We start from the raw sequence: 20016 nt of genomic DNA on the forward strand, positions 1-20016 counted from the left end.
CATTACATGAATTGGAGGGGAATAACGGGATGATAACTTTTTACTGGTATCCGAAATGTTCGTCGTGCAAGAAAGCAAAACAGTGGCTTGATGACAACGAGGTGGACTATAATCAAATTGACATGATTGAAACGCCACCGACAAAAGAAGAATTGCAGCAGTGGTGGAAAAATAGTGGGTTAGGGATTCGTCGTTTCTTTAACACAAGTGGTATTAAATACCGCGAATTGGGCTTGAAAGATAAAGTGGATCAAATGACAGAGGATGAAGCGTTTACATTACTCGCGACAGATGGTAAACTGATAAAGAGACCAATCGTTACAAATGGTGAAAAAGTGACGCTAGGCTTCAAAGAAAGTGACTTTGTTGAAAGCTGGAAGTAAGTACTAACTTGAAGGGGGATATATTAAGATGAGTTTACCAAAGGATTTACGTTATTCAGAAGAGCATGAATGGGTGAAAGATGACAGTGGCAAATTCGTTATTGGAATTACGGATTTTGCGCAAGATCAATTAGGTGATATCGTTTTCGTTGAGTTACCAGAAGTTGGCGATACAATTACACAAGGCGATTCTATCGGAAGCATTGAATCTGTCAAAACAGTATCTGATTTCTATGCACCAATCACTGGGAAAGTCGTAGCAATCAATGAAGAACTGGAAGATGCGCCAGAATTAATTAACTCAGCTCCATATGAAGGTGGCTGGTTATTGAAAGTAGAAGACGTAGATACAGCGCAAATCGATGCATTACTTTCTGCGGATGACTATGAAAAAACATTAGACTAATACGTAGTACATAGAAGACCCTCTTCGTTTGGCAAGAGGGTTTTCTTTTCTTATAGGTGAGGAGAATAGAGAATGGTAGCAATTTGGAATAAAGAACAATTAACGCAAAAATTGGCAGAACAGGCTGATTTTGCGCTTTATTTTTTCACGCCGATGTGTTTAGGCTGCCAGCAAGCGATGAAACTTGTTGATTTGGCGGACGAGACGCTGGAAAACACGTTGATTGGGAAAATGGATTTGAATTACGTGCCAGAGTTGGCGGAGCAGTGGGAGATTACGAATGTGCCTGTTTTGCTGTCTTTTAAAGAAGGTGGACTTGTGGGTGTGAGTTACAAATTAGGAAATTTGATAGACGTTTATGAGTTTTTGAAAAAATGATATGTCTCAATTTTTGACCTTTTATGTCGTATAATGAGGACGAAGGAGGTGTAACAAGTGGGAATACGAGATGTTTTGCTACGAGAGTTTGGTTACGAAGAGCCGATAGTAGCGAACGACATGGGGGAGCAAGTATTTGGGATGTCTGGAAAGCGTTTTAATCGGTATGATTTAGCTTTTGATTCTATGTATGTTAGTACTACTTTGAAGAATCATCTGTTAGTGGAGAATTTTGGGCATTATACACCATATCCGTTTGAAGAGCGGGCCATCTCGAACTATATCTATGTGCAGTTCCCAGAATTGGCTGGTGATTTAAAGCAGAATCCATCGGCGATACTTGGTTTTCCTGTGAGGGCGCGATTGTTACAGTTGTTAACGACGGATTTTTATCGGAAAGATTATGAGCGAATTACAGAACAGCTTGTGCAAGAAGATGTGACGTATGCGGTGGTGAAGGAAAAACTAATTGGATTGCTAGAGGACCAGTTGCCAGTTGGTTAATTTTTTGGAGCTGACCAACTTTGTTTCGCGTCCGATATAGAAATGAGCACTTCTAACAAGATTGCTATAGACCCACATGAATGTGTTATGGTACTATACTTGAGGTACTTATTTATGTTTTTAACGGGGGTTTATGATGAACAGCTCGAATTTGACGATTCTGTCGGTAATTAGTAATTTTGTGATTGTTGTTTTGAAATTTATTGTTGGTTTTTTGACGGGATCGGTGGCGGTTATTTCAGAGGCGGTGCATTCGTCGATGGATTTGTTTGCGTCGGTGATTACGTTTTTCTCGGTTCGAATTTCGAATAAACCTGCGGACGCGGATCATCCTTATGGACATGGGAAGGCGGAGAATATTGCTGGAACGATTGAGACGTTGCTGATTTTGGTGGCGGGGATTTGGATTATTGTGGAGTCAATGAACAAGTTTTTTAATCCGCACGAGATTCGGTTTCCTGCGCTTGGAATCGCGGTGATGTTGTTTGGTGCTGCAGTGAATATTATTGTGTCGCGAGTGATTAAGAAGGCAGCGGATAAAGAAAATTCGGTAGCTATGAAGTCGAATGCACTGCATTTGTATACAGATGTTTTTACGTCACTTGGTATTGCATTTAGTTTGCTGCTTGTTTCTTTGACTGGTTGGCTATGGCTTGATCCGGTGATTGCGATTTTGACGGCGTTTTATATTATGTATGAGGCGTGGAAGTTGTTGAAAGAATCGTTTCCTCCACTTATGGACAGACGGTTATCGCCGAGTGAAGAGGCAGAAATTAAGCGAATTATTTTGACGCACAAGGAAAATTTTATTGAGTTTCATGATTTTCGTTCGCGCCGTGCTGGTGCGGAGGAGTATATTGATTTTCACTTAGTTGTAGCCAATGATTTGACAATTGAGAAGGCACATTCGCTTTGTGATGATATAGAGAAAGAGATTTATGATTTTTATTCGAAGGCGCAAGTGTTGATTCATTTAGAGCCAGAGGAAGAACGTATATTAACGAGAAAATCATAGGTTTTGTGATACAATAGGGGCAATAACTTGAAGTGAGGTGCCGGAAAATGACATCGATATTAATTGCGGATGATGAGAAAGAAATTGTAGATTTAGTGAAATTATATCTTCAGAATGAGGGCTATACGATTCTTCAAGCGTATGATGGTGCACAAGTATGGGAGATGGTGCAAAAAGAGGCGCTTGATTTAGTTGTGTTAGATATTATGATGCCAGAAATGGATGGCCTGGAAGTGTGTCGTTTGATGCGTCAAGAAGGTATTACGACACCGATTTTGATGTTGAGCGCGAAGGCTGAGGATAATGATAAGATTATGGGCTTGTTAACGGGTGCAGATGATTATATGGTGAAGCCGTTTAATCCGTTAGAATTATCGGTGCGTGTGAAGGCGATTTTGCGCCGGGTGCAGATGATGAACAAGGAACAACTTGCAAGTACGCAGGGAAATCAGCTTGTGCTCGGACCAATCGTGGTTGACCGAGAACTGCACACAGTGATGGTTCACGAGAAGGAATTACATTTGACGACGTCTGAATTTGATATTTTATTTTTACTTGCAAATGAACCTGGACGGGTATTTAGTTCGGAGCTTATTTTTGAACGCATTTGGCAAGAGAAAGCGCTTGGTGCGAGCAAGACGGTGATGGTGCATATTAGCAATCTACGCGATAAACTGAAGGATGCGATGGATGGGGAGAATGTCATCAAAACTATTTGGGGAGTAGGTTATAAAATTGAAATTTAAGCAGTTTCTATGGCGGATTTGGCGGCAAATGCATCCACTACAAATTATTGTTTTAGCCGGTTTGTCATGGATTGCAAGCTTTGTTACACTTCGTAGCATCGGTTTGTGGCTTGTTTCTTTGACGAGTAATTCTGTAGTATTAACGGGGACGACGAGCCGTTTTATCGATTTGTTCGGATATGGTCGTTATGATAAATTGTTGAACTCACCTTGGATGATTACATTGAAATACCTCGGCATCTTGGCGGTCGCGTTTGTTTTTTTCCTATTTTTCTACTGGCTTTTTAAACAAAGCTTATTGCGCAAACAGTTGCGACAAGTAAATTTAGCGATTGTTCAAGATCAGCCAATGGAACAGGAGAGCTTAATTCCTGAGATTGTTCAGTTGGAAGAAAGTATTGATAAAATGCGAGCGCATCAAGCAGAGCTGATTGAGCAAGAGCAAGAAGCACAGCAGGCCAAAAATGACTTGATTACAAATGTGTCGCATGATTTGCGGACTCCGTTGACATCGATTTTAGGGTATTTGAGTTATATTCACGAGGATAGGTATCGTGATGAAGTGGAGCTGCGTCATTATACGGAATTAGTATATGGAAAGGCGCGCCGATTGCATAAATTAATAGATGATTTGTTTGATTATACACGTTTAGAAAGCGCTGAATTTCACATTAAGGAAGATACGCTTGATATGGTTGAACTACTTCGACAGCTGGTTTCGGAGTATGGGCGATCGGCTTCAGAGAAAGATGTACAAATTATAGAAATGTATACAGCGGAGGATCTAAAAGTAACTGGTGATGGAATGCAAATTATGCGACTGTTCGAGAATTTGTTTTCCAATGCTTTACGGTATGGCGCAAGCGGTAAAAAAATCGAGATTAGTGCCAAGAAACAAGCGGGAATGGCGATTATTGAAGTATCCAATTATGGTGCCGAAATTCCAGCCAGCGATATACCGCAACTTTTTGATCGTTTCTATAAAGTGGATAAGAATCGGACGACAACAGGAACGGGACTTGGCCTAGCCATTGCGAAATCGATTGTAGAGCGCCATGGTGGGCAAGTTTTTGCAGCAAGTCGTAAAGGAAAAACAACTTTTACGGTACAGCTACCACTTATTGTTCATTAATCTTTAAGAATTCTTTCTGTTTTCTTACCTCCTGGTTAATTATTTTACGATAAAGTGATTGCTAGGAGGGGAAAGCATGAAGAAGCAGAGTGTTATCTTATTTGTAGCTATGTTAACGATTGTTGTTATTCTTGTTTTAGTTTTTTTGAACAAAGGGATGAATTCGGAGCCGACGGTAAACGCTGATAACGCGTTACTTGTGAGTGTGAAACATGATAAGAGATTATTTGAAGAAAATGCAGACCAGAAAGTTCCTATTGCTAGTTTGACAAAGCTGATGACGGCGTACTTAGTTCTGGAAGCAATACATAATAAGCAACTTTCGTGGGATGAAGGCTTGACTTTGAAAAGATTAGATGATCCACGGGCAGTTAGCTTACAAGCCAAGACGGGGAAGGTTTATTATTCGGTACAAGATTTATTTGCAGCGATGATGATTATGTCTGCTAATGATGCGGCCGACGCACTTGCCCAAAGGCTGAATGCGGATGATTTTGTAGGAGAAATGAATGCGAAAGCGAAAGCCCTGGGTATGAAAAAAACGAAGTATGTGAGCGCGAGTGGATTAGACAATGATGGCGAGGAAGCGATGTCGACAGCAGATGATTTGCTTACTTTGGCGAAGGAATTAATATCTGATTATCCCGAAATCTTAGAAACGACATCGCGGACAAGTTATGTGACGAAGGATGGACATACAATCCACACAACAAACGATTTGTTGCAAGAAAACGCAGTGGATGGTTTAGACGGTCTAAAGACAGGATTTACTGATCAAGCAGGTTACTGTCTCATTGCGACTGCTGTACAGAATGGGGACCGACTAATCGCGATAGTTCTTGGTAGCAAGACTGACAAAGACCGAACTAAAAGTGCTGAAACCATGCTAGATTACGGTTTTTCAAAATAAATATTGGCTGTATCTTGACAACTCTGACTAAAAACATGTAATATTAATAAACACGAGGCGCGGGGTATGCGTCATATATAATCTTATCAAGAGTGGTGGAGGGATATGCCCGAAGAAACCCAGCAACCTAAGTGGATGAACATATCCATTGTAAGGTGCTAAATCATACAGAGCGATAAAGCTTTGAGAGATGAGAGAAAAGCGTAAATTATGCATGTAATTACACCTTTTCTGCTCTTGGGCGGAAGAGGTTTTTTGTTTCATAAAAACAGCAGTAACGAGGGTGGAGTTTAATTTGATAAGGCTTAAAAGTGTTGTGAAAGACTACAAAACACGTAAAAACAATGTACGAGCAGTCGATGATGTCAACCTATCCATTGAAAAAGGTGAAATATTTGGCGTTGTGGGGTATTCCGGTGCAGGAAAAAGTACGCTAATTCGAATGTTTAATGGCTTGGAATTGCCGACAGAAGGTAGCATTGAGGTCGACGAATTATTTATTTCTGAAATTAGAGGTAGCAAGCTACGCAAAGCTCGTCAGCAAATTGGTATGATTTTTCAACATTTTAATTTGTTATGGTCGCGTACGGTTTATGACAATATTGCGTTTCCGTTAGAAATCGCTGGAGTTCGCGGGGAACAGCGCCGTTTTCGAGTGAATGAGTTGATTCGACTTGTTGGCTTGGAAGGTAAAGAAGATGCGTATCCATCTGAATTAAGTGGTGGACAGAAGCAACGGGTCGGGATTGCGCGTGCTTTAGCGAATAATCCGAAAGTATTGCTTTGTGATGAAGCAACATCTGCACTTGATCCACAAACGACTGATGAAGTATTGGAATTGTTGCTAGACATTAATCGCCGGTTAAACCTCACAATCATCGTTATCACCCACGAAATGCATGTCATTCGCAAAATTTGTAACCGCGTAGCTGTGATGGAAGCAGGACGTGTTGTTGAGCTGGGCGATGTGATTGATGTTTTTCAACACCCACAAGAATGTGTAACGAAGCGTTTTGTTCGCCAAGTGACCGAATCGGACGAAACAGAAGAGCTTATTCACATGTTGCTGGAGAATTATTCGGATGGCAAACTTGTCAAGTTACTTTTTGTTGGTGGGAAAGCAACCCAGCCAATCATTTCGCAAGTAGCGCAAGAAAATCATGTGTTACTGAATATACTCCACGGGAACTTAACACAAACGCAAAACGGCGCCTACGGGACGCTATATATTCAAATTCAAGGCGAAGTTGCACAAGTGAATGCAACAATCACACAGTTACGCGAGCTTGAAGTAGAAACGGAAGTGATTGAGCCATGAATGAATCTACAGGATATTTCGCTAATGTCGATTGGGATATGATGAAAACAGCGACCGAAGAAACGCTTTATATGACGATTGTCTCTTTATTCGCCGTTTTTTTCTTAGGTTTAGCGCTAGGCCTTATTCTTTTTCTAACCAATCGCAAAAAAGATAGTGGTTCGCGAATCGCTTATTGGATTACGGCAATATTAGTCAACGTTTTCCGCTCGATTCCGTTTATCATATTGATTGTATTACTGTTGCCAATGACAAAAACGCTCGTCGGAACCATTATTGGACCGAAGGCTGCGCTACCCGCTTTAATCATTTCCGCGGCACCATTTTACGCACGGATGGTTGAAATTGCGTTTCGGGAAGTAGATAAAGGCGTTATCGAAGCAGCAAAAGCCATGGGGGCAAATCTTTTCACGATTATTGGTAAAGTATTGATTCCTGAAGCGTTGCCAGCAATTATTTCAGGAATTACCGTGACTGCAATCTCACTTGTTGGTTTTACCGCGATGGCGGGGGTTATCGGTGCAGGCGGACTTGGAAATGCTGCATACCTAGAAGGCTTCCAACGAAATCAACCAGCAGTAACATTAGTAGCGACTATTATTATTTTAATTATAGTATTTGTTTTCCAATTTATTGGAGACATCTTGACCAAATGGGTCGACAAACGATAAAGAAGGGGAGATGTTAGATGAAAAAGGTTTTACTTGGATTATTTACACTGACTTTAGTATTAGTATTAGCGGCTTGTGGCGGAGGTTCAAAAGATGATGCGAGCGGAGATAAAGGCACAACGCTTGTCATTGGGGCATCGAACTCACCTCACGCAGTCATCTTAGAAAAAGCGAAACCGATTTTAGCGAAAAAAGGTATTAACTTAGATATTAAGAAATATACAGATTACGTAATGCCGAATGTGGCGCTTAATGAAGGAGACTTGGATGCGAACTATTTCCAAACCATTCCTTACATGGAGCTTGAAATGAAAGAAAAAGGCTACAAATTTGTCAACATGGGCGGTATTCATATCGAACCAATGGGAATCTACTCAAAGAAATATAAATCATTAAACGATCTGCCAAAAAATGCACAAGTTATCATGTCTAATAGTAAATCTGACTGGCCGCGTGTGCTTGGAATTCTAGCAGATGCCGGCGTAATTAAATTGAAAGACGGCGTGAAGCGTCAAGATATGACATTTGATGATATCATAGAGAACCCAAAAAATATTAAATTCAAATACGATGTGGACGCAGGGTACTTGATGACTGCTTACAATAACGAAGAGGGCGATGTTGTAGCAATCAATTCCAACTTCGTAGTAGATCAAGGCATGAACCCGAAAAAAAGACGCCATTGCCATTGAAAAAACCGACTCACCATATGTAAATATTGTTGCAGCACAAGAGAAAAATAAAGATAACAAAGACATCAAAGAACTTGTAAAAGTACTACAATCCAAGGAAATACAAGACTTTATTACAAAAGAATGGAAAGGTGCAGTAGTTCCTGTATCTAACTAGAAACAAAAAATGCACGGTGCCAAGAAAGCAGGCGCCGTGCATTTTACTGTGTAGCAGGAAACTTATTGTTTGCGTTGTTCACGAATTACGTCTGTCATCAATTTATCGATTTCCCGTTTCGAAATGATTTTGTCATTGCTAGGTGCTACAGGAATTTTTTCAAAAGGAAGTAATTCCATTGTGAAACCAAAATCTAGTTGTTGTTTTGTCGTTTTATTTTGGTAGTGGAAGGTCATGAGTAGTTGTTTCATACGTTTATCTGCATCTGGATGAACTGTCAACTTTGTATTTAAATCAATAGCTGTATTTTGCTGTATGTCAGAAAGCAAGTGTTGCGCGTTTTTTAAGTTCTTTGTCCACGATTTCCTAGCGCCGTCTGCTGTTTGCCCCATTATTTCACTATACAAATTTAAAAAATCTTCATCACTTTGGAATTCATCAAGGAGTGCATTGCCGAGACGAACGAGTTCTTGCTTATCCAATGTCAGTGAAATTGCATCGCCTTTTGTTTGATAGTGTGTTTTGTCTAAATCGTTTAGTTCCTTATAAAGACGGAATGCAGCTTTCTTCTCAACAGCGCTTAGTTGTTCGGATTGAGTGTCAACCATTTTCTGATCGATAACTTGGTTTGTCGCGTTTTGCAAAGTCTGCAGTACATCGAAATGCTTCTCTTTCAGATTCTTATTACTAGCAAGAACGCTGGAGTAAACTGAATTGGTCGTTAAGTCTAACAGATTTCGAACCGGAGCTTGTACTTGAAAAAAATCAGCCGCTGGGACAAAAATTTTCCCGGTATTGCCGTTTTTATAGGAATGAGCCGTTATATCCATAGTCGGAGTGCCACCAATGTGCAACCCGTATGTGTTATACGTTAAATCGCGTGGTTTATCACGTGATATTTTGACGGTGAGGTAACTTTCTTTTAGTGCGTCTGGGTTGAGCATCGCAAGTTCAGAAAAACCAGAAATCATTGTAGGATGTAACTTAAATTCTGCTGTATATTGCTCCTTTTTAATAATATCTCGAAAGGATGACATAAACGCGGATTTGGGCGAGCTACAAGCCGTCAAAAATAATATAATCGCGATTACAATGGTTGTAAGTATTAATATTGCTTTCTTCATAAATAGTTCCTCCATAATGCTTCGAAAATAGTACACTAGTATAACAGTAACATATCTCACCAAATTCAACAATCCATATTTTTCTACTTTAAAATCGTATTGAGTGTTTCAAAGTCGGTATTTTGGTACAATGAAAGAGAACGCATTACGCTTGTTTTCTCAACTATGAGATAGGTAGTGATAATTAAAAAGGGAGTGAAACACGGAGCTATACTTCACAAATCGGTAATCTGAAAAAGAAGTGCATATCGGATAGTTGTAATTAGATTATAATTATACTAAACTAGAAATATGCGTAGTGAAAATAATGCGAAAAACTTAGGAGGTAATTTTTAATGTCAACGTTGAAAATTCAAGATTTACATGTTGAAATAGAAGGCAAAGAGATTTTAAAAGGGGTAAACCTAGAAATTTCTACGGGGGAAATCCATGCAATTATGGGACCTAATGGAACTGGTAAATCGACACTATCCTCAGCAATTATGGGGCATCCTAAATATGAAGTAACACAAGGAACTATCGAGTTTGATGGGGAAGACGTTCTGGAAATGGAAGTTGATGAACGCGCTCGTATCGGACTTTTCTTAGCAATGCAATATCCGAGTGAAATTAGCGGTGTAACCAATGCGGAATTCATGCGTGCTGCGATTAACAGTCGTCGTGAAGAAGGTAAAGAAATCCCGTTGATGCAATTCATTCGTAAACTAGATGAAAAAATGGCTATTTTGGAAATGGATGAAGAAATGGCGGAGCGTTACCTAAATGAAGGCTTCTCTGGTGGGGAGAAGAAACGTAATGAAATCTTGCAATTATTAATGATTGAACCTAAAATCGCGATTCTTGATGAAATCGATTCTGGTTTGGACATTGATGCGCTTAAAGTTGTATCTAAAGGGATTAACGAAATGCGCGGCGAAGGCTTCGGTTGCTTGATTATTACCCATTACCAACGCCTGCTTAACTATATCGAACCTGATTTTGTACATGTGATGATGCAAGGTAAAGTTGTAAAAAGCGGTGGTTCTGAGCTTGCGAAACGTCTGGAACTTGAAGGTTATGACTGGATTAAGCAGGAACTTGGAATCGAATTGGAAGAAGAAGAAACAGTTGACCAACAATAAGAAAGTGAGGAATTAAATCATGACAGAAAATTTAGCTGTAAAAGATGATTTTATCCGTGCTTTTTCGGGCGATTTAGGTGAGCCCAGCTGGTTAACAGAGTTACGGATAAACGCATGGCAACAAGCTTCAGAATTAGCTTTGCCATTTGTAGATAAAACGAAAATTGATCGTTGGAATTTCACGAAGTTTGAGAAGTATGAAGCATTTCAAACTGGTGTGACGAATGAAACACTACCAGAGAGTGTGCAAGCGTTAATTAATGAAGATGCGAATGTGTATGTTCAAATTGATAATCGCCCTGCACGACTTCACTTAAGCCAAGAGTTAATCGATGCGGGTGTAATTTTTACAGATATTATTACGGCGGCTGTGAAGCATCCTGACTTGGTTCAGAAGTATTTCATGAAAGAAGCGGTGAAAGTGGATGAAAGTCGCTTAACTGCTTTTCATACGGCGCTTGTAAACGGTGGGCTTTTCTTATATGTTCCGAAGAATGTAGAAATAAAAGAGCCAGTGCAAGCTGTGTTTGCTCATAAAAACGCGGCGTCTCCATTGGTGAATCATGTGTTAATCGTGGCGGATGATAATAGCGCGGTGACTTACGTGGAAAACTACGTGACGCTTGATGCAGATAATAAAGGCATTGTGAACATTGTGGCGGAAGTTATCGCAGAAAATAATGCGCAAATTAAATTCGGTGCGGTGGACAACTTAGGAAGCGGTGCGGTAGCTTATGTGAACCGTCGCGGACATGTTGGCAACGACAGCCGTTTGGAGTGGGCGCTTGGTTTGATGAATGATGGCGACACGATTAATGAGAATACGACGAACTTGATGGGTAATGGCTCTGTAAGTGATGTTAAAACAGTGACGGTTGGTCGTGGCAAACAAACGCAAAATATTACGACGCGCGTGACGCATTATGGTTTAGCTTCTTTAGGTACGATTTTGTCACACGGTGTTATGAAAGATAGCGCAACAACGATTTTTAACGGTATCGGGCATATTAAGCACGGTGCGTCGAAATCGGATGCGCAACAAGAATCTCGTGTGTTAATGCTTAGTCCAAAAGCGCGTGGGGATGCGAACCCAATTCTTTTGATTGACGAGAACGATGTAGTAGCAGGACATGCGGCGTCTGTTGGTCGTGTTGATCCGCTGCAATTGTTTTACTTGATGAGTCGCGGGGTTTCTAAAGAAGAAGCTGAACGCCTTGTTATTCACGGTTTCTTAGACCCAGTTGTGCGCCAACTACCAATCGAAAGCGTGAAACTTCAACTAAAAGAAGTTATCGAAGGGAAAGTGCGCTAAATGATTGATACACCAAAATTGCAAGCTGATTTTCCAATTTTAAAGCAAGAGGTCAATGAAAAACCGCTAGCTTATCTGGATAATGCGGCTACTTCCCAAAAGCCGAAGCAGGTCTTGGATGCTGTCATGAAATATTATGAATGGGATAATGCAAATGTTCATCGGGGCGTGCATACATTGGCGGCTCGTGCGACGGATGCTTATGAAGGAAGCCGTGAGAAGGTTGCTCGCTTTATTGGGGCACGCGAGACGGCGGAAGTTATTTTTACGCGGGGGACGACGACGGCGATTAATATCGTGGCAAATAGTTACGGTACGGCGAACTTAGAACCTGGCGATGAGATTGTGATTTCTCATTTGGAACATCATAGTAATTTGATTCCGTGGCAACAACTAGCGAAGCGGACGGGAGCCAAGTTGGTGTATATCGATTTGGATGCGGACGCGACGATTACGGTGGAAGCTGCGCGCAAAGTTATCAATGCCAAAACGAAGATTGTGGCGATTGCCCACGTGTCAAACGTCATTGGCTCGATTGCACCGGTTCGCGAGATTGCGGACTTGGCGCATGCGGTAGGCGCGGTGATTCTTGTGGACGGTGCGCAGGCTGTGCCTCACATGAAGGTTGACGTCGTTGCGCTAGATGCTGATTTTTATGCGTTTTCGGGGCATAAGATGATGGCTCCGACGGGAATTGGTGTGTTGTACGGGAAACGTGAAGTGCTTGATGCGATGGAACCTAGCGAATTTGGCGGGGAAATGATTGATTTTGTGGAACTGTACGATTCGACTTGGAAGCCGTTGCCGTGGAAATTCGAAGCGGGGACGCCGAATATTGCGGGAGCGATTGGTTTAGGCGCTGCGGTAGACTATTTGGAGTCGCTTGGTTTGGATGCGGTACATGCACATGAGCAAGTTTTGACGGCGTATGCGTTGGATGAGATGCAGAAGTTAGATGGCATTACGATATATGGCCCGCTTGATGCAGCTAAGCGTTGCGGATTGATTACGTTTAACTTAGAAGGCGCGCATCCGCATGACATTGCGACCGTTTTGGATGAGGAAGGCGTAGCTATTCGTGCAGGACATCACTGTGCGCAACCGCTAATGAAATGGCTAGATGTTTCTTCAACAGCGCGCGTTAGTTTTTACGTCTATAATACAAAGCAAGAGGTAGACCAATTTATAGAAGGCCTCAAGCTAACAAAGGAGTATTTCGGATTATGAGTAGTCGCAAATTAGACCAATTGTATCGCCAAGTCATAATGGATCATTACAAAAACCCGCGTAACAACGGCACATTAGACGACGAAAGTGTGACGATTGACCTGAATAACCCAACATGCGGTGACGAAATTCATCTCCATCTTAAAATGGAAAATCAAATGATTACCGATGCAAAATTTACAGGTAGCGGATGCTCAATTTCGATGGCCAGTGCTTCGATGATGACTGAAAGCATTATTGGCAAATCTGAAAAAGAGGCACTCAAAATGTCGCGTGATTTTTCCGAAATGGTACAAGGTCACGAACACGATATCGTGGATGAAAATGGCGATGTCGAGGCATTAGCTGGTGTTGCTAAATTTCCAGCCCGAATCAAATGCGCCACACTTTCTTGGAAAGCAATGGAGCGCGCGATTTTTGAATTCGAAGGATCGAAATAAGTTTTAAGGAGGAATGAATAATGACTGAAATTCCAGAAATTGGCGAATACCAGTATGGTTTTCACGATAAAGATACATCTGTTTTCCGTACAGAACGCGGCCTAACAGAAGATATAGTAAGAGAAATTTCCGGCATTAAAGAAGAACCAGAATGGATGTTAGATTTCCGTTTGAAGTCTTTAGAACAATTTTACAAAATGCCGATGCCACAATGGGGTGGCGACCTGTCCGAACTGAAATTTGAAGACATTCGCTATTACGTGAAGCCTTCAGATCACACCGTTCGTGATTGGGATGAGGTTCCTGATGAAATCAAGCGTACGTTTGATAAACTAGGAATTCCTGAAGCAGAGCAGAAATATTTAGCAGGTGCTTCCGCGCAGTACGAATCCGAGGTCGTGTATCACAACATGAAACAAGACCTAGAAGATATGGGAATTGTTTTTAAAGATACAGACTCGGCTTTAAAAGAAAACGAAGACTTGTTCCGCGAATATTTTTCAAAAGTTATCCCGCCAAGTGATAACAAATTCGCAGCGCTAAACTCAGCAGTATGGTCTGGCGGTTCCTTCATTTACGTTCCAAAAGGAATCAAAGTGGATACGCCGCTTCAGGCTTACTTCCGCATTAACTCCGAGAACATGGGGCAATTCGAGCGTACGCTAATCATAGTTGACGAAGGCGGCAGTGTAAACTACGTAGAAGGCTGTACAGCGCCGGTTTACACGACGAACTCGCTTCACTCAGCAGTTGTTGAAATCATTGTTAAACGCGATGCTTATTGCCGTTACACAACGATTCAAAACTGGGCAAACAACGTCTACAATCTCGTGACAAAACGTACTTTTTGTGATGAAAATGCGACAATGGAATGGATTGACGGAAATATCGGCTCGAAATTAACGATGAAATACCCAGCCGTTCATTTGCGTGGGGAAGGTGCTCGTGGTATGACACTATCCATCGCGATTGCTGGTAAAGGACAACGCCAAGACGCCGGAGCAAAAATGCTTCACTTAGCGCCAAATACGTCGTCTACCATCGTTTCGAAATCGATTTCCAAACAAGGCGGTAACGTAACCTATCGGGGTATCGTGCACTTTGGCCGTAATTCAGCAGGATCGCGCTCGAACATTGAGTGTGACACGCTAATTATGGACAACGCGTCGACATCTGATACTATTCCATACAACGAAATTTTAAATAGCGACATCTCATTAGAGCATGAAGCAAAAGTTTCGAAAGTATCCGAAGAGCAGTTGTTCTACTTGATGAGCCGTGGAGTTAGTGAAGAAGAAGCGACAGAAATGATCGTTATGGGCTTCATTGAGCCATTTACAAAAGAATTACCAATGGAATATGCAGTAGAAATGAACCGCTTGATTAAGTTTGAGATGGAAGGTTCTATTGGATAATTAAATATCAAACAGGGATTCCTATTATTGGAGTTCCTGTTTTTCTTTACAAATCTTGTTGTAGAGATTAAAATAAAAGAGCGAACATATGTTTTTTGGAGGGCTTGATTGTGGAAACTGAGCTGAAGCAGAAATTAAAAACGTTGCCAGAGCGGCCGGGATGTTATATTTACCGGGATAGAAAAGGCGAGATTTTATATATTGGCAAGTCCAAAAATCTTAAAAAACGTGTAAAGTCTTATTTCACCAAAAAGCAGGTTGGAAAGACGGCACGTTTAGTTCGTCATATTTATGATTATGAGTTGATTATTACGGATTCGGAACAAGAGGCGTTGTTGCTTGAAATGACGCTGATTATGAAGTATCAGCCACCGTATAATGTGATGTTGAAAGATGAAATTCGTTATTCGTATTTGAAGATTACAAACGAAGAAAATCCGCATTTGGAAGTGACGAAAGATATTGAAAAGGATGGGGCGCTTTATTTTGGCCCGTATGCTAGCCGTTATCTTGTCGCGGAAACGCAGGAATTTTTGCAGAAGATTTATCCGCTTTGTCATTGCTCGGGGAAGAAGGGGCGGCCTTGTTTTTACTATCATCTTGGTATGTGTATTGGTCCTTGTGCACGTGATGTGACGAAAGAGGAGTATGATGCGCAGATTAAGCGGATTAGCAGTTTCTTGAATGGTGGGCAGAAAGAGGTGAAGCGCGATCTTGAAAAGCGGATGCAGCTACAGATGGATAATCTGGAATTTGAGCGTGCGAAAGAAACGCATGAACTGATGCATGTGTTAGATCGCGTGACGGAGAAGCAAAAAGTGATTATGCGTGATTCGGGGCATCGTGATGTTGTCCATTTTGAAGTAAGCGGGCAGTTTTGTGCGATTCAGGTTTTCTTTGTGCGGAATGGAGCGATAGTTGGTAGAAGCGCCAATGTGTTTGAGTTTGTGAGCGATGTGAACGATATGATTGAGAGCTTTTTACTGGCTTTTTATCATCACCCGAACCATTTGTTGCCAAAAGAACTGCTTGTCCCAGAGCAACTGGACACGAAATTGTTGGCGAATGCGCTCGGTATTAAAGTACGGGTGCCAAAAAAAGGCGAGAAGAAGGCGTTGCTTGAACTTGTACACGAGAATGCGAAAAGTGCGCTGGCGGCTCATTTTAAAATGTTAGATTATGCGGATGAGCTAGAGGATTAGACTATTTTATTTCGCTTGACTTTCAGCAGTATCGTCGGCTATAATCCAGGGCTGGGCTGATTTTTAAAGAAATCGGTCTAAACGTATCTAATAAGGAGGAGTTTCATGGAACAGGAATACATCGAATTAGTAGGTGCAAGAGAAAATAACTTGAAAAATGTCTCATTACGCATCCCAAAACGCAAAATCACAATCTTTACAGGGGTGTCAGGTTCTGGTAAGTCATCGATTGTGTTTGGCACGATTGCCACAGAATCACAAAGACAACTGAATGAAACATATAGTAGCTTTATTCGAACTTTTCTACCAAAGTATCGGCAGCCAGATGCAGACAAAATTGAAAATCTTTCGACATCAGTAATTATCGATCAAAAAAGACTTGGCGGAAATTCCCGTTCGACATTAGGAACGATTACAGATATTAATCCGATTATTCGCTTATTATTCTCACGGATTGGCAAGCCTGAAATTGGTGGCTCTAACCTGTTTTCTTTCAATGATCCAGGCGGTATGTGTCCGGATTGTCATGGTGTTGGTCGCAAAATTGCTTTAGATTTGGATAAAGTTGTAGATAAAACGAAGTCACTGAATGAAGGTGCGATTCTTTTTCCGACTTTTTCGGTAGGTTCTTGGTATTGGAATCTGTATGCGTTGTCAGGGTTCTTTGATAATGATAAGAAGCTGGAGGATTATACAGAAGACGAGTGGGAGAAGTTTTTGTACGGAAAGGATATTAAGATTATGATGGAACTGCCAACGGGCCAGATGAACACGGCGTATGAGGGTTTGGTGGAGAAGTTTGATCGATTATATATTAATAAAGATGGGGAGATGTCGGAATCGACGAAGAAGCGAGTAGCTTTGTTTACGTCTGATGTGCATTGTCCGACTTGTGATGGAACACGTCTGTCACAACAAGCCCTTTCTTGTAAAATTGATGGTCAAAATATCGCGGATTACACGGCGATGCAAATTGATGAATTGATTCCGGTTGTGAAAGCGATTAAAGATGCAGAGGCGCAATCGATGACTACTAGTATTGCGGAGCGTTTGCAACATCTCGTGGATATCGGATTGGATTATGTGAGCTTAGATCGTGAGACGACGACGCTTTCTGGTGGGGAATCGCAACGTGTGAAAATGGTTCGCCATTTGACGAGTAGTTTGACAGATTTGCTCTATATTTTTGATGAGCCGAGTGTTGGCTTGCATCCGCGAGATGTCCATCGTTTGAACGAACTTTTGCAGAAGTTGCGAGACAAGGGAAATACGGTCATTGTCGTGGAGCATGATCCGGACGTGATTAAGATTGCTGACCATATTGTTGATGTTGGCCCGCATGCTGGGAAACAAGGCGGCGAAATCATGTTTGAAGGTTCATTTGAGAATCTTTTAAAGTCTGATACACTAACTGGAAATCATATGAACAATAAAATCGAGCTAAAAGACAAAGTGCGCCAAGCAAGCGGAAAACTGCCTGAGGTGCATACTTCTTTGCATAATTTGAAAGACGTTCGGGTGGAGATTCCAGAAGGGATTTTGACGGTAGTGACTGGTGTTGCAGGTTCTGGGAAAAGTACGCTAATTAATCAAGTTTTCTTAAAACAAAATCCAGATGCGATTGTAATCGATCAGTCGGCGGCACATGCCAATGTTCGCTCCAATTCGGCGACATATACAGGCATTATGGACACCGTTCGTAAACTGTTTGGGGATGCCAATGGTGTTAGTCCATCGATGTTTAGTTATAATTCAAAAGGCGCTTGCCCAGAATGTAAAGGGCTTGGCGTGATTTCGATGGATTTAGCGTTCATGGAAGCGATTCGAACACCGTGTGAAGCCTGTGGAGGCAAGCGATTCCAAGAAGAAGTTTTGCAATATACGTTAAATGAAAAGTCGATTAGTGATGTTTTGGAAATGAATGTTACGGAAGCTTTGGCCTTTTTCGAAAATAAGAAAATTACGAAGAAGCTGCAGGCGATGGAAGACGTGGGTCTTGGCTACATTGCGCTAGGCCAGTCGCTAAATACATTGTCTGGCGGGGAATGCCAACGCTTGAAGCTGGCAAACGAGTTGCATAAAAAGGGCAGTATTTATGTGATGGACGAGCCGACGACAGGACTACACATGTCTGATATTACGCACATTCTTGAAATTATGAACCGTTTGGTGGACAAAGGAAACACAGTTATCATCATCGAGCATAATTTGGACATCATTCGTAACGCCGATTGGATTATCGATCTCGGCCCTGAAGGCGGAAGTAAAGGCGGCCAAATCCTCTTTGAAGGAACGCCAGCCGATCTAAAAGCAAACAAGGTTTCATTAACAGCGCAGTATATATAATGCAAGAACTTGAGGGCTAACGCGAGCTCTCAAGTTTTTTTATACTATATAATTCGTGTAAAGTGCTTCACTTTGGGGAAAGGGTTATAATAGTGGTGTAGCAACCGTTTCCACTCAAGGTAGGTGTCGCGTTACTTGCAACACCGCGGTTTTCCAGAATCATTGTCAGCCTTCATTTCTAAAAATTAAAAGTAGGTGTAAAAATGAATTTAAACTACTGTAACACATTTATTCTTGTAGCAGAAGATAGCTCCGCGAATTATGGCGAAATTCCAAATACAAAACGAGCGAAAAAAACGATAGGTGAGATTCAATTTGAGCTTTTGTATCGAAATGATTATAAATATACGCAAGAAGAGGTTCTTTTTGAGACGCACATGCGGCATAAAGAAATTCCAGAGAGTGAACGAGCGGCGGAAAAAGAGGCGTTTTTTGCGAAGAGTCAAGCGTGTATGCGGACTTCGCCACTTGGGAAAAAATATGGTTGGGGACTACATTTTAATGAAGACGGGTATGTGAAATTGGTTGCGGTGGAAAGTGATGAATATCAAGAGTTTGCCAATCAGAAAAACTTAACGATTACGAGTGCCATGAAATCTAAAAGATAGAGAGGAGTCGATTTTTGATGATAACAATCGGATTAACGGGTTGGAGTGACCATGATACATTATATGCGAGTGCTAGTAAACACAAATTAGAGGACTATGCGGGGAATTTTCCGATGGTTGAGGTGGATACGAGTTTTTACGCAATTCCTTCTCCCTTGACCACGGAGCGTTGGGTAGAGCGGACGCCAGAAGAGTTTTCGTTTGTTGTGAAGGCTTTTCAGGCGATGACCAAACATAAGGAATGGCAGCAATATTATGATTCAGAAACCGAGATGTATCGCCGTTTTATGGATGCTATTGCGCCGATGAGTGAGCAGGGCAGGCTAAAAGCTATTTTGTTTCAGTTTCCACCTTATTTCGGTTGTACCCAAGAAAATGTGAACTATTTGCGGATGCTTCGCGAAAAAATGGGAGACTTACCGCTAGCCATCGAATTTCGTAACAAAACGTGGTATACCGAAAATACAACGACGAAAACACTTGAATTATTGCGGGAGTTAGGATTCATTCATACGGTTGTAGATGAGCCACAAGTCGGGAATGGAAGTGTCCCTATCGTGTTGAAAGCGACGAATGATGCGATGACGTTAATTAGACTACATGGAAGAAATAGCGCTGGTTGGATGAAAGCGAACAGCCCAGAATGGCGCGAAGTCCGAACTTTGTATCGCTATAATGAAGAAGAAATTAATTACTGGGCGGAAAATATTCGTTACTTGCAAAAACAGTCCAAAGAAATTATCGTGATTTTCAATAATAATTCTGGTGGGGATGCTGCAGACAATGCGAAACATTTGCAGCAGGCATTGAACATTTCCTATGAAGGATTAGCTCCGATGCAGATGAATTTGTTTGATATATGATTTTTAGATGGGTAGGAAAGGATTTTCTGCCCTTATTTTAATTTCT

20 protein-coding genes, 1 pseudogene and 1 riboswitch are annotated in these 20016 nt (G+C 41.4%); of the genes and pseudogenes, 20 read left to right on the plus strand and 1 reads right to left on the minus strand.

Annotated features, from left to right (window positions below; genetic code table 11):
• Positions 1 to 29 precede the first annotated feature (29 nt).
• The 11 genes and pseudogenes from PRIP_RS08930 to PRIP_RS08980 all read left to right on the plus strand — a co-directional run bounded on the left by PRIP_RS08930 (position 30) and on the right by PRIP_RS08980 (position 8312).
• The gene (locus PRIP_RS08930; protein WP_036100880.1) at positions 30 to 383 is read left to right on the plus strand and encodes an arsenate reductase family protein; all 354 of its coding nucleotides are present in this window, start codon (positions 30 to 32) and stop codon (positions 381 to 383) included.
• 28 nt (positions 384 to 411) lie between these two features.
• Entirely contained in the window at positions 412 to 789 is a 378-nt protein-coding gene (gcvH, locus tag PRIP_RS08935; protein ID WP_036100881.1) for a glycine cleavage system protein GcvH, read from the plus strand.
• Positions 790 to 861: 72 nt separating this feature from the next.
• Positions 862 to 1167, plus strand: coding sequence for a thioredoxin family protein (locus PRIP_RS08940; RefSeq protein ID WP_036100882.1), 306 nt, complete (start codon positions 862 to 864; stop codon positions 1165 to 1167).
• 57 nt (positions 1168 to 1224) lie between these two features.
• On the plus strand, positions 1225 to 1671 hold the full coding sequence (locus PRIP_RS08945) for a hypothetical protein (protein ID WP_036100883.1): 447 nt from the start codon (positions 1225 to 1227) through the stop codon (positions 1669 to 1671).
• 136 nt (positions 1672 to 1807) lie between these two features.
• Positions 1808 to 2686, plus strand: a complete 879-nt coding sequence (locus PRIP_RS08950) for a cation diffusion facilitator family transporter (protein ID WP_036100884.1) — start codon at positions 1808 to 1810, stop codon at positions 2684 to 2686.
• 47 nt (positions 2687 to 2733) lie between these two features.
• The gene (locus PRIP_RS08955) at positions 2734 to 3432 is read left to right on the plus strand and encodes a response regulator transcription factor (RefSeq protein WP_036100885.1); all 699 of its coding nucleotides are present in this window, start codon (positions 2734 to 2736) and stop codon (positions 3430 to 3432) included.
• Positions 3416 to 4564 (plus strand): sensor histidine kinase, encoded by a 1149-nt coding sequence (locus PRIP_RS08960; RefSeq protein WP_420912115.1) that lies wholly within the window; start codon positions 3416 to 3418, stop codon positions 4562 to 4564. Before PRIP_RS08955 ends, PRIP_RS08960 begins: the two co-directional genes overlap by 17 nt.
• 76 nt (positions 4565 to 4640) lie before the next feature.
• Positions 4641 to 5474: a D-alanyl-D-alanine carboxypeptidase family protein gene (locus tag PRIP_RS08965; RefSeq protein WP_036100887.1), complete on the plus strand. Its 834-nt coding sequence runs from the start codon at positions 4641 to 4643 to the stop codon at positions 5472 to 5474.
• 80 nt (positions 5475 to 5554) lie between these two features.
• A riboswitch (SAM riboswitch) is annotated at positions 5555 to 5671 on the plus strand.
• A gap of 98 nt (positions 5672 to 5769) precedes the next feature.
• Positions 5770 to 6792 (plus strand): methionine ABC transporter ATP-binding protein, encoded by a 1023-nt coding sequence (locus PRIP_RS08970; protein ID WP_036100912.1) that lies wholly within the window; start codon positions 5770 to 5772, stop codon positions 6790 to 6792.
• Positions 6789 to 7463 (plus strand): methionine ABC transporter permease, encoded by a 675-nt coding sequence (locus PRIP_RS08975; RefSeq protein ID WP_036087181.1) that lies wholly within the window; start codon positions 6789 to 6791, stop codon positions 7461 to 7463. Before PRIP_RS08970 ends, PRIP_RS08975 begins: the two co-directional genes overlap by 4 nt.
• Before the next feature lie 17 nt (positions 7464 to 7480).
• Positions 7481 to 8312: pseudogene (locus PRIP_RS08980) on the plus strand (MetQ/NlpA family ABC transporter substrate-binding protein).
• A 62-nt stretch (positions 8313 to 8374) separates the two neighbouring features.
• Here the strand turns inward: PRIP_RS08980 and PRIP_RS08985 are convergent.
• Positions 8375 to 9436, minus strand: coding sequence for an Lmo2079 family surface lipoprotein (locus PRIP_RS08985; protein ID WP_036100888.1), 1062 nt, complete (start codon positions 9434 to 9436; stop codon positions 8375 to 8377).
• 335 nt (positions 9437 to 9771) lie between these two features.
• Between PRIP_RS08985 and sufC the strand changes: the two genes are divergently transcribed.
• The 9 genes from sufC (at position 9772) to PRIP_RS09030 (ending at position 19970) form a co-directional block, all read left to right on the plus strand.
• Positions 9772 to 10557, plus strand: coding sequence for a Fe-S cluster assembly ATPase SufC (gene sufC, locus PRIP_RS08990; RefSeq protein ID WP_036087176.1), 786 nt, complete (start codon positions 9772 to 9774; stop codon positions 10555 to 10557).
• A 19-nt stretch (positions 10558 to 10576) separates the two neighbouring features.
• Complete coding sequence (gene sufD / locus PRIP_RS08995; RefSeq protein WP_036100889.1) at positions 10577 to 11869, plus strand: Fe-S cluster assembly protein SufD; 1293 nt, start codon at positions 10577 to 10579, stop codon at positions 11867 to 11869.
• On the plus strand, positions 11870 to 13096 hold the full coding sequence (locus PRIP_RS09000; RefSeq protein WP_036100890.1) for a cysteine desulfurase: 1227 nt from the start codon (positions 11870 to 11872) through the stop codon (positions 13094 to 13096).
• On the plus strand, positions 13093 to 13536 hold the full coding sequence (gene sufU, locus PRIP_RS09005; RefSeq protein WP_036100891.1) for a Fe-S cluster assembly sulfur transfer protein SufU: 444 nt from the start codon (positions 13093 to 13095) through the stop codon (positions 13534 to 13536). The genes PRIP_RS09000 and sufU overlap by 4 nt, the downstream gene beginning before the upstream one ends.
• Positions 13537 to 13556: 20 nt before the next feature.
• Positions 13557 to 14951, plus strand: a complete 1395-nt coding sequence (gene sufB, locus PRIP_RS09010; RefSeq protein ID WP_036100892.1) for a Fe-S cluster assembly protein SufB — start codon at positions 13557 to 13559, stop codon at positions 14949 to 14951.
• A gap of 110 nt (positions 14952 to 15061) precedes the next feature.
• Entirely contained in the window at positions 15062 to 16153 is a 1092-nt protein-coding gene (uvrC, locus tag PRIP_RS09015) for an excinuclease ABC subunit UvrC (protein ID WP_036100893.1), read from the plus strand.
• A gap of 105 nt (positions 16154 to 16258) precedes the next feature.
• Positions 16259 to 18499 (plus strand): ATP-binding cassette domain-containing protein, encoded by a 2241-nt coding sequence (locus PRIP_RS09020; protein ID WP_036100894.1) that lies wholly within the window; start codon positions 16259 to 16261, stop codon positions 18497 to 18499.
• A 203-nt stretch (positions 18500 to 18702) separates the two neighbouring features.
• Entirely contained in the window at positions 18703 to 19107 is a 405-nt protein-coding gene (locus PRIP_RS09025; RefSeq protein ID WP_036100895.1) for a DUF6157 family protein, read from the plus strand.
• Positions 19108 to 19124: 17 nt separating this feature from the next.
• Entirely contained in the window at positions 19125 to 19970 is an 846-nt protein-coding gene (locus tag PRIP_RS09030; protein ID WP_036100896.1) for a DUF72 domain-containing protein, read from the plus strand.
• Positions 19971 to 20016: the final 46 nt, after the last annotated feature.

The organism is Paenilisteria riparia FSL S10-1204 (assembly GCF_000525995.1).
GTDB classification, from domain to species: Bacteria; Bacillota; Bacilli; order Lactobacillales; family Listeriaceae; genus Listeria_A; species Listeria_A riparia.

Bases quoted from the DNA above. Each gene is read 5' to 3' on its own strand.
- PRIP_RS08930 (WP_036100880.1), top strand. From the start codon at position 30: ATGATAACTTTTTACTGGTATCCGAAATGTTCGTCGTGCAAGAAAGCA.
- gcvH (WP_036100881.1), top strand. From the start codon at position 412: ATGAGTTTACCAAAGGATTTACGTTATTCAGAAGAGCATGAATGGGTG.
- PRIP_RS08940 (WP_036100882.1), top strand. From the start codon at position 862: ATGGTAGCAATTTGGAATAAAGAACAATTAACGCAAAAATTGGCAGAA.
- PRIP_RS08950 (WP_036100884.1), top strand. From the start codon at position 1,808: ATGAACAGCTCGAATTTGACGATTCTGTCGGTAATTAGTAATTTTGTG.
- PRIP_RS08955 (WP_036100885.1), top strand. From the start codon at position 2,734: ATGACATCGATATTAATTGCGGATGATGAGAAAGAAATTGTAGATTTA.
- PRIP_RS08965 (WP_036100887.1), top strand. From the start codon at position 4,641: ATGAAGAAGCAGAGTGTTATCTTATTTGTAGCTATGTTAACGATTGTT.
- PRIP_RS08975 (WP_036087181.1), top strand. From the start codon at position 6,789: ATGAATGAATCTACAGGATATTTCGCTAATGTCGATTGGGATATGATG.
- PRIP_RS08985 (WP_036100888.1), bottom strand. From the start codon at position 9,436: ATGAAGAAAGCAATATTAATACTTACAACCATTGTAATCGCGATTATA.
- sufC (WP_036087176.1), top strand. From the start codon at position 9,772: ATGTCAACGTTGAAAATTCAAGATTTACATGTTGAAATAGAAGGCAAA.
- sufD (WP_036100889.1), top strand. From the start codon at position 10,577: ATGACAGAAAATTTAGCTGTAAAAGATGATTTTATCCGTGCTTTTTCG.
- PRIP_RS09000 (WP_036100890.1), top strand. From the start codon at position 11,870: ATGATTGATACACCAAAATTGCAAGCTGATTTTCCAATTTTAAAGCAA.
- sufU (WP_036100891.1), top strand. From the start codon at position 13,093: ATGAGTAGTCGCAAATTAGACCAATTGTATCGCCAAGTCATAATGGAT.
- sufB (WP_036100892.1), top strand. From the start codon at position 13,557: ATGACTGAAATTCCAGAAATTGGCGAATACCAGTATGGTTTTCACGAT.
- PRIP_RS09020 (WP_036100894.1), top strand. From the start codon at position 16,259: ATGGAACAGGAATACATCGAATTAGTAGGTGCAAGAGAAAATAACTTG.
- PRIP_RS09025 (WP_036100895.1), top strand. From the start codon at position 18,703: ATGAATTTAAACTACTGTAACACATTTATTCTTGTAGCAGAAGATAGC.
- PRIP_RS09030 (WP_036100896.1), top strand. From the start codon at position 19,125: ATGATAACAATCGGATTAACGGGTTGGAGTGACCATGATACATTATAT.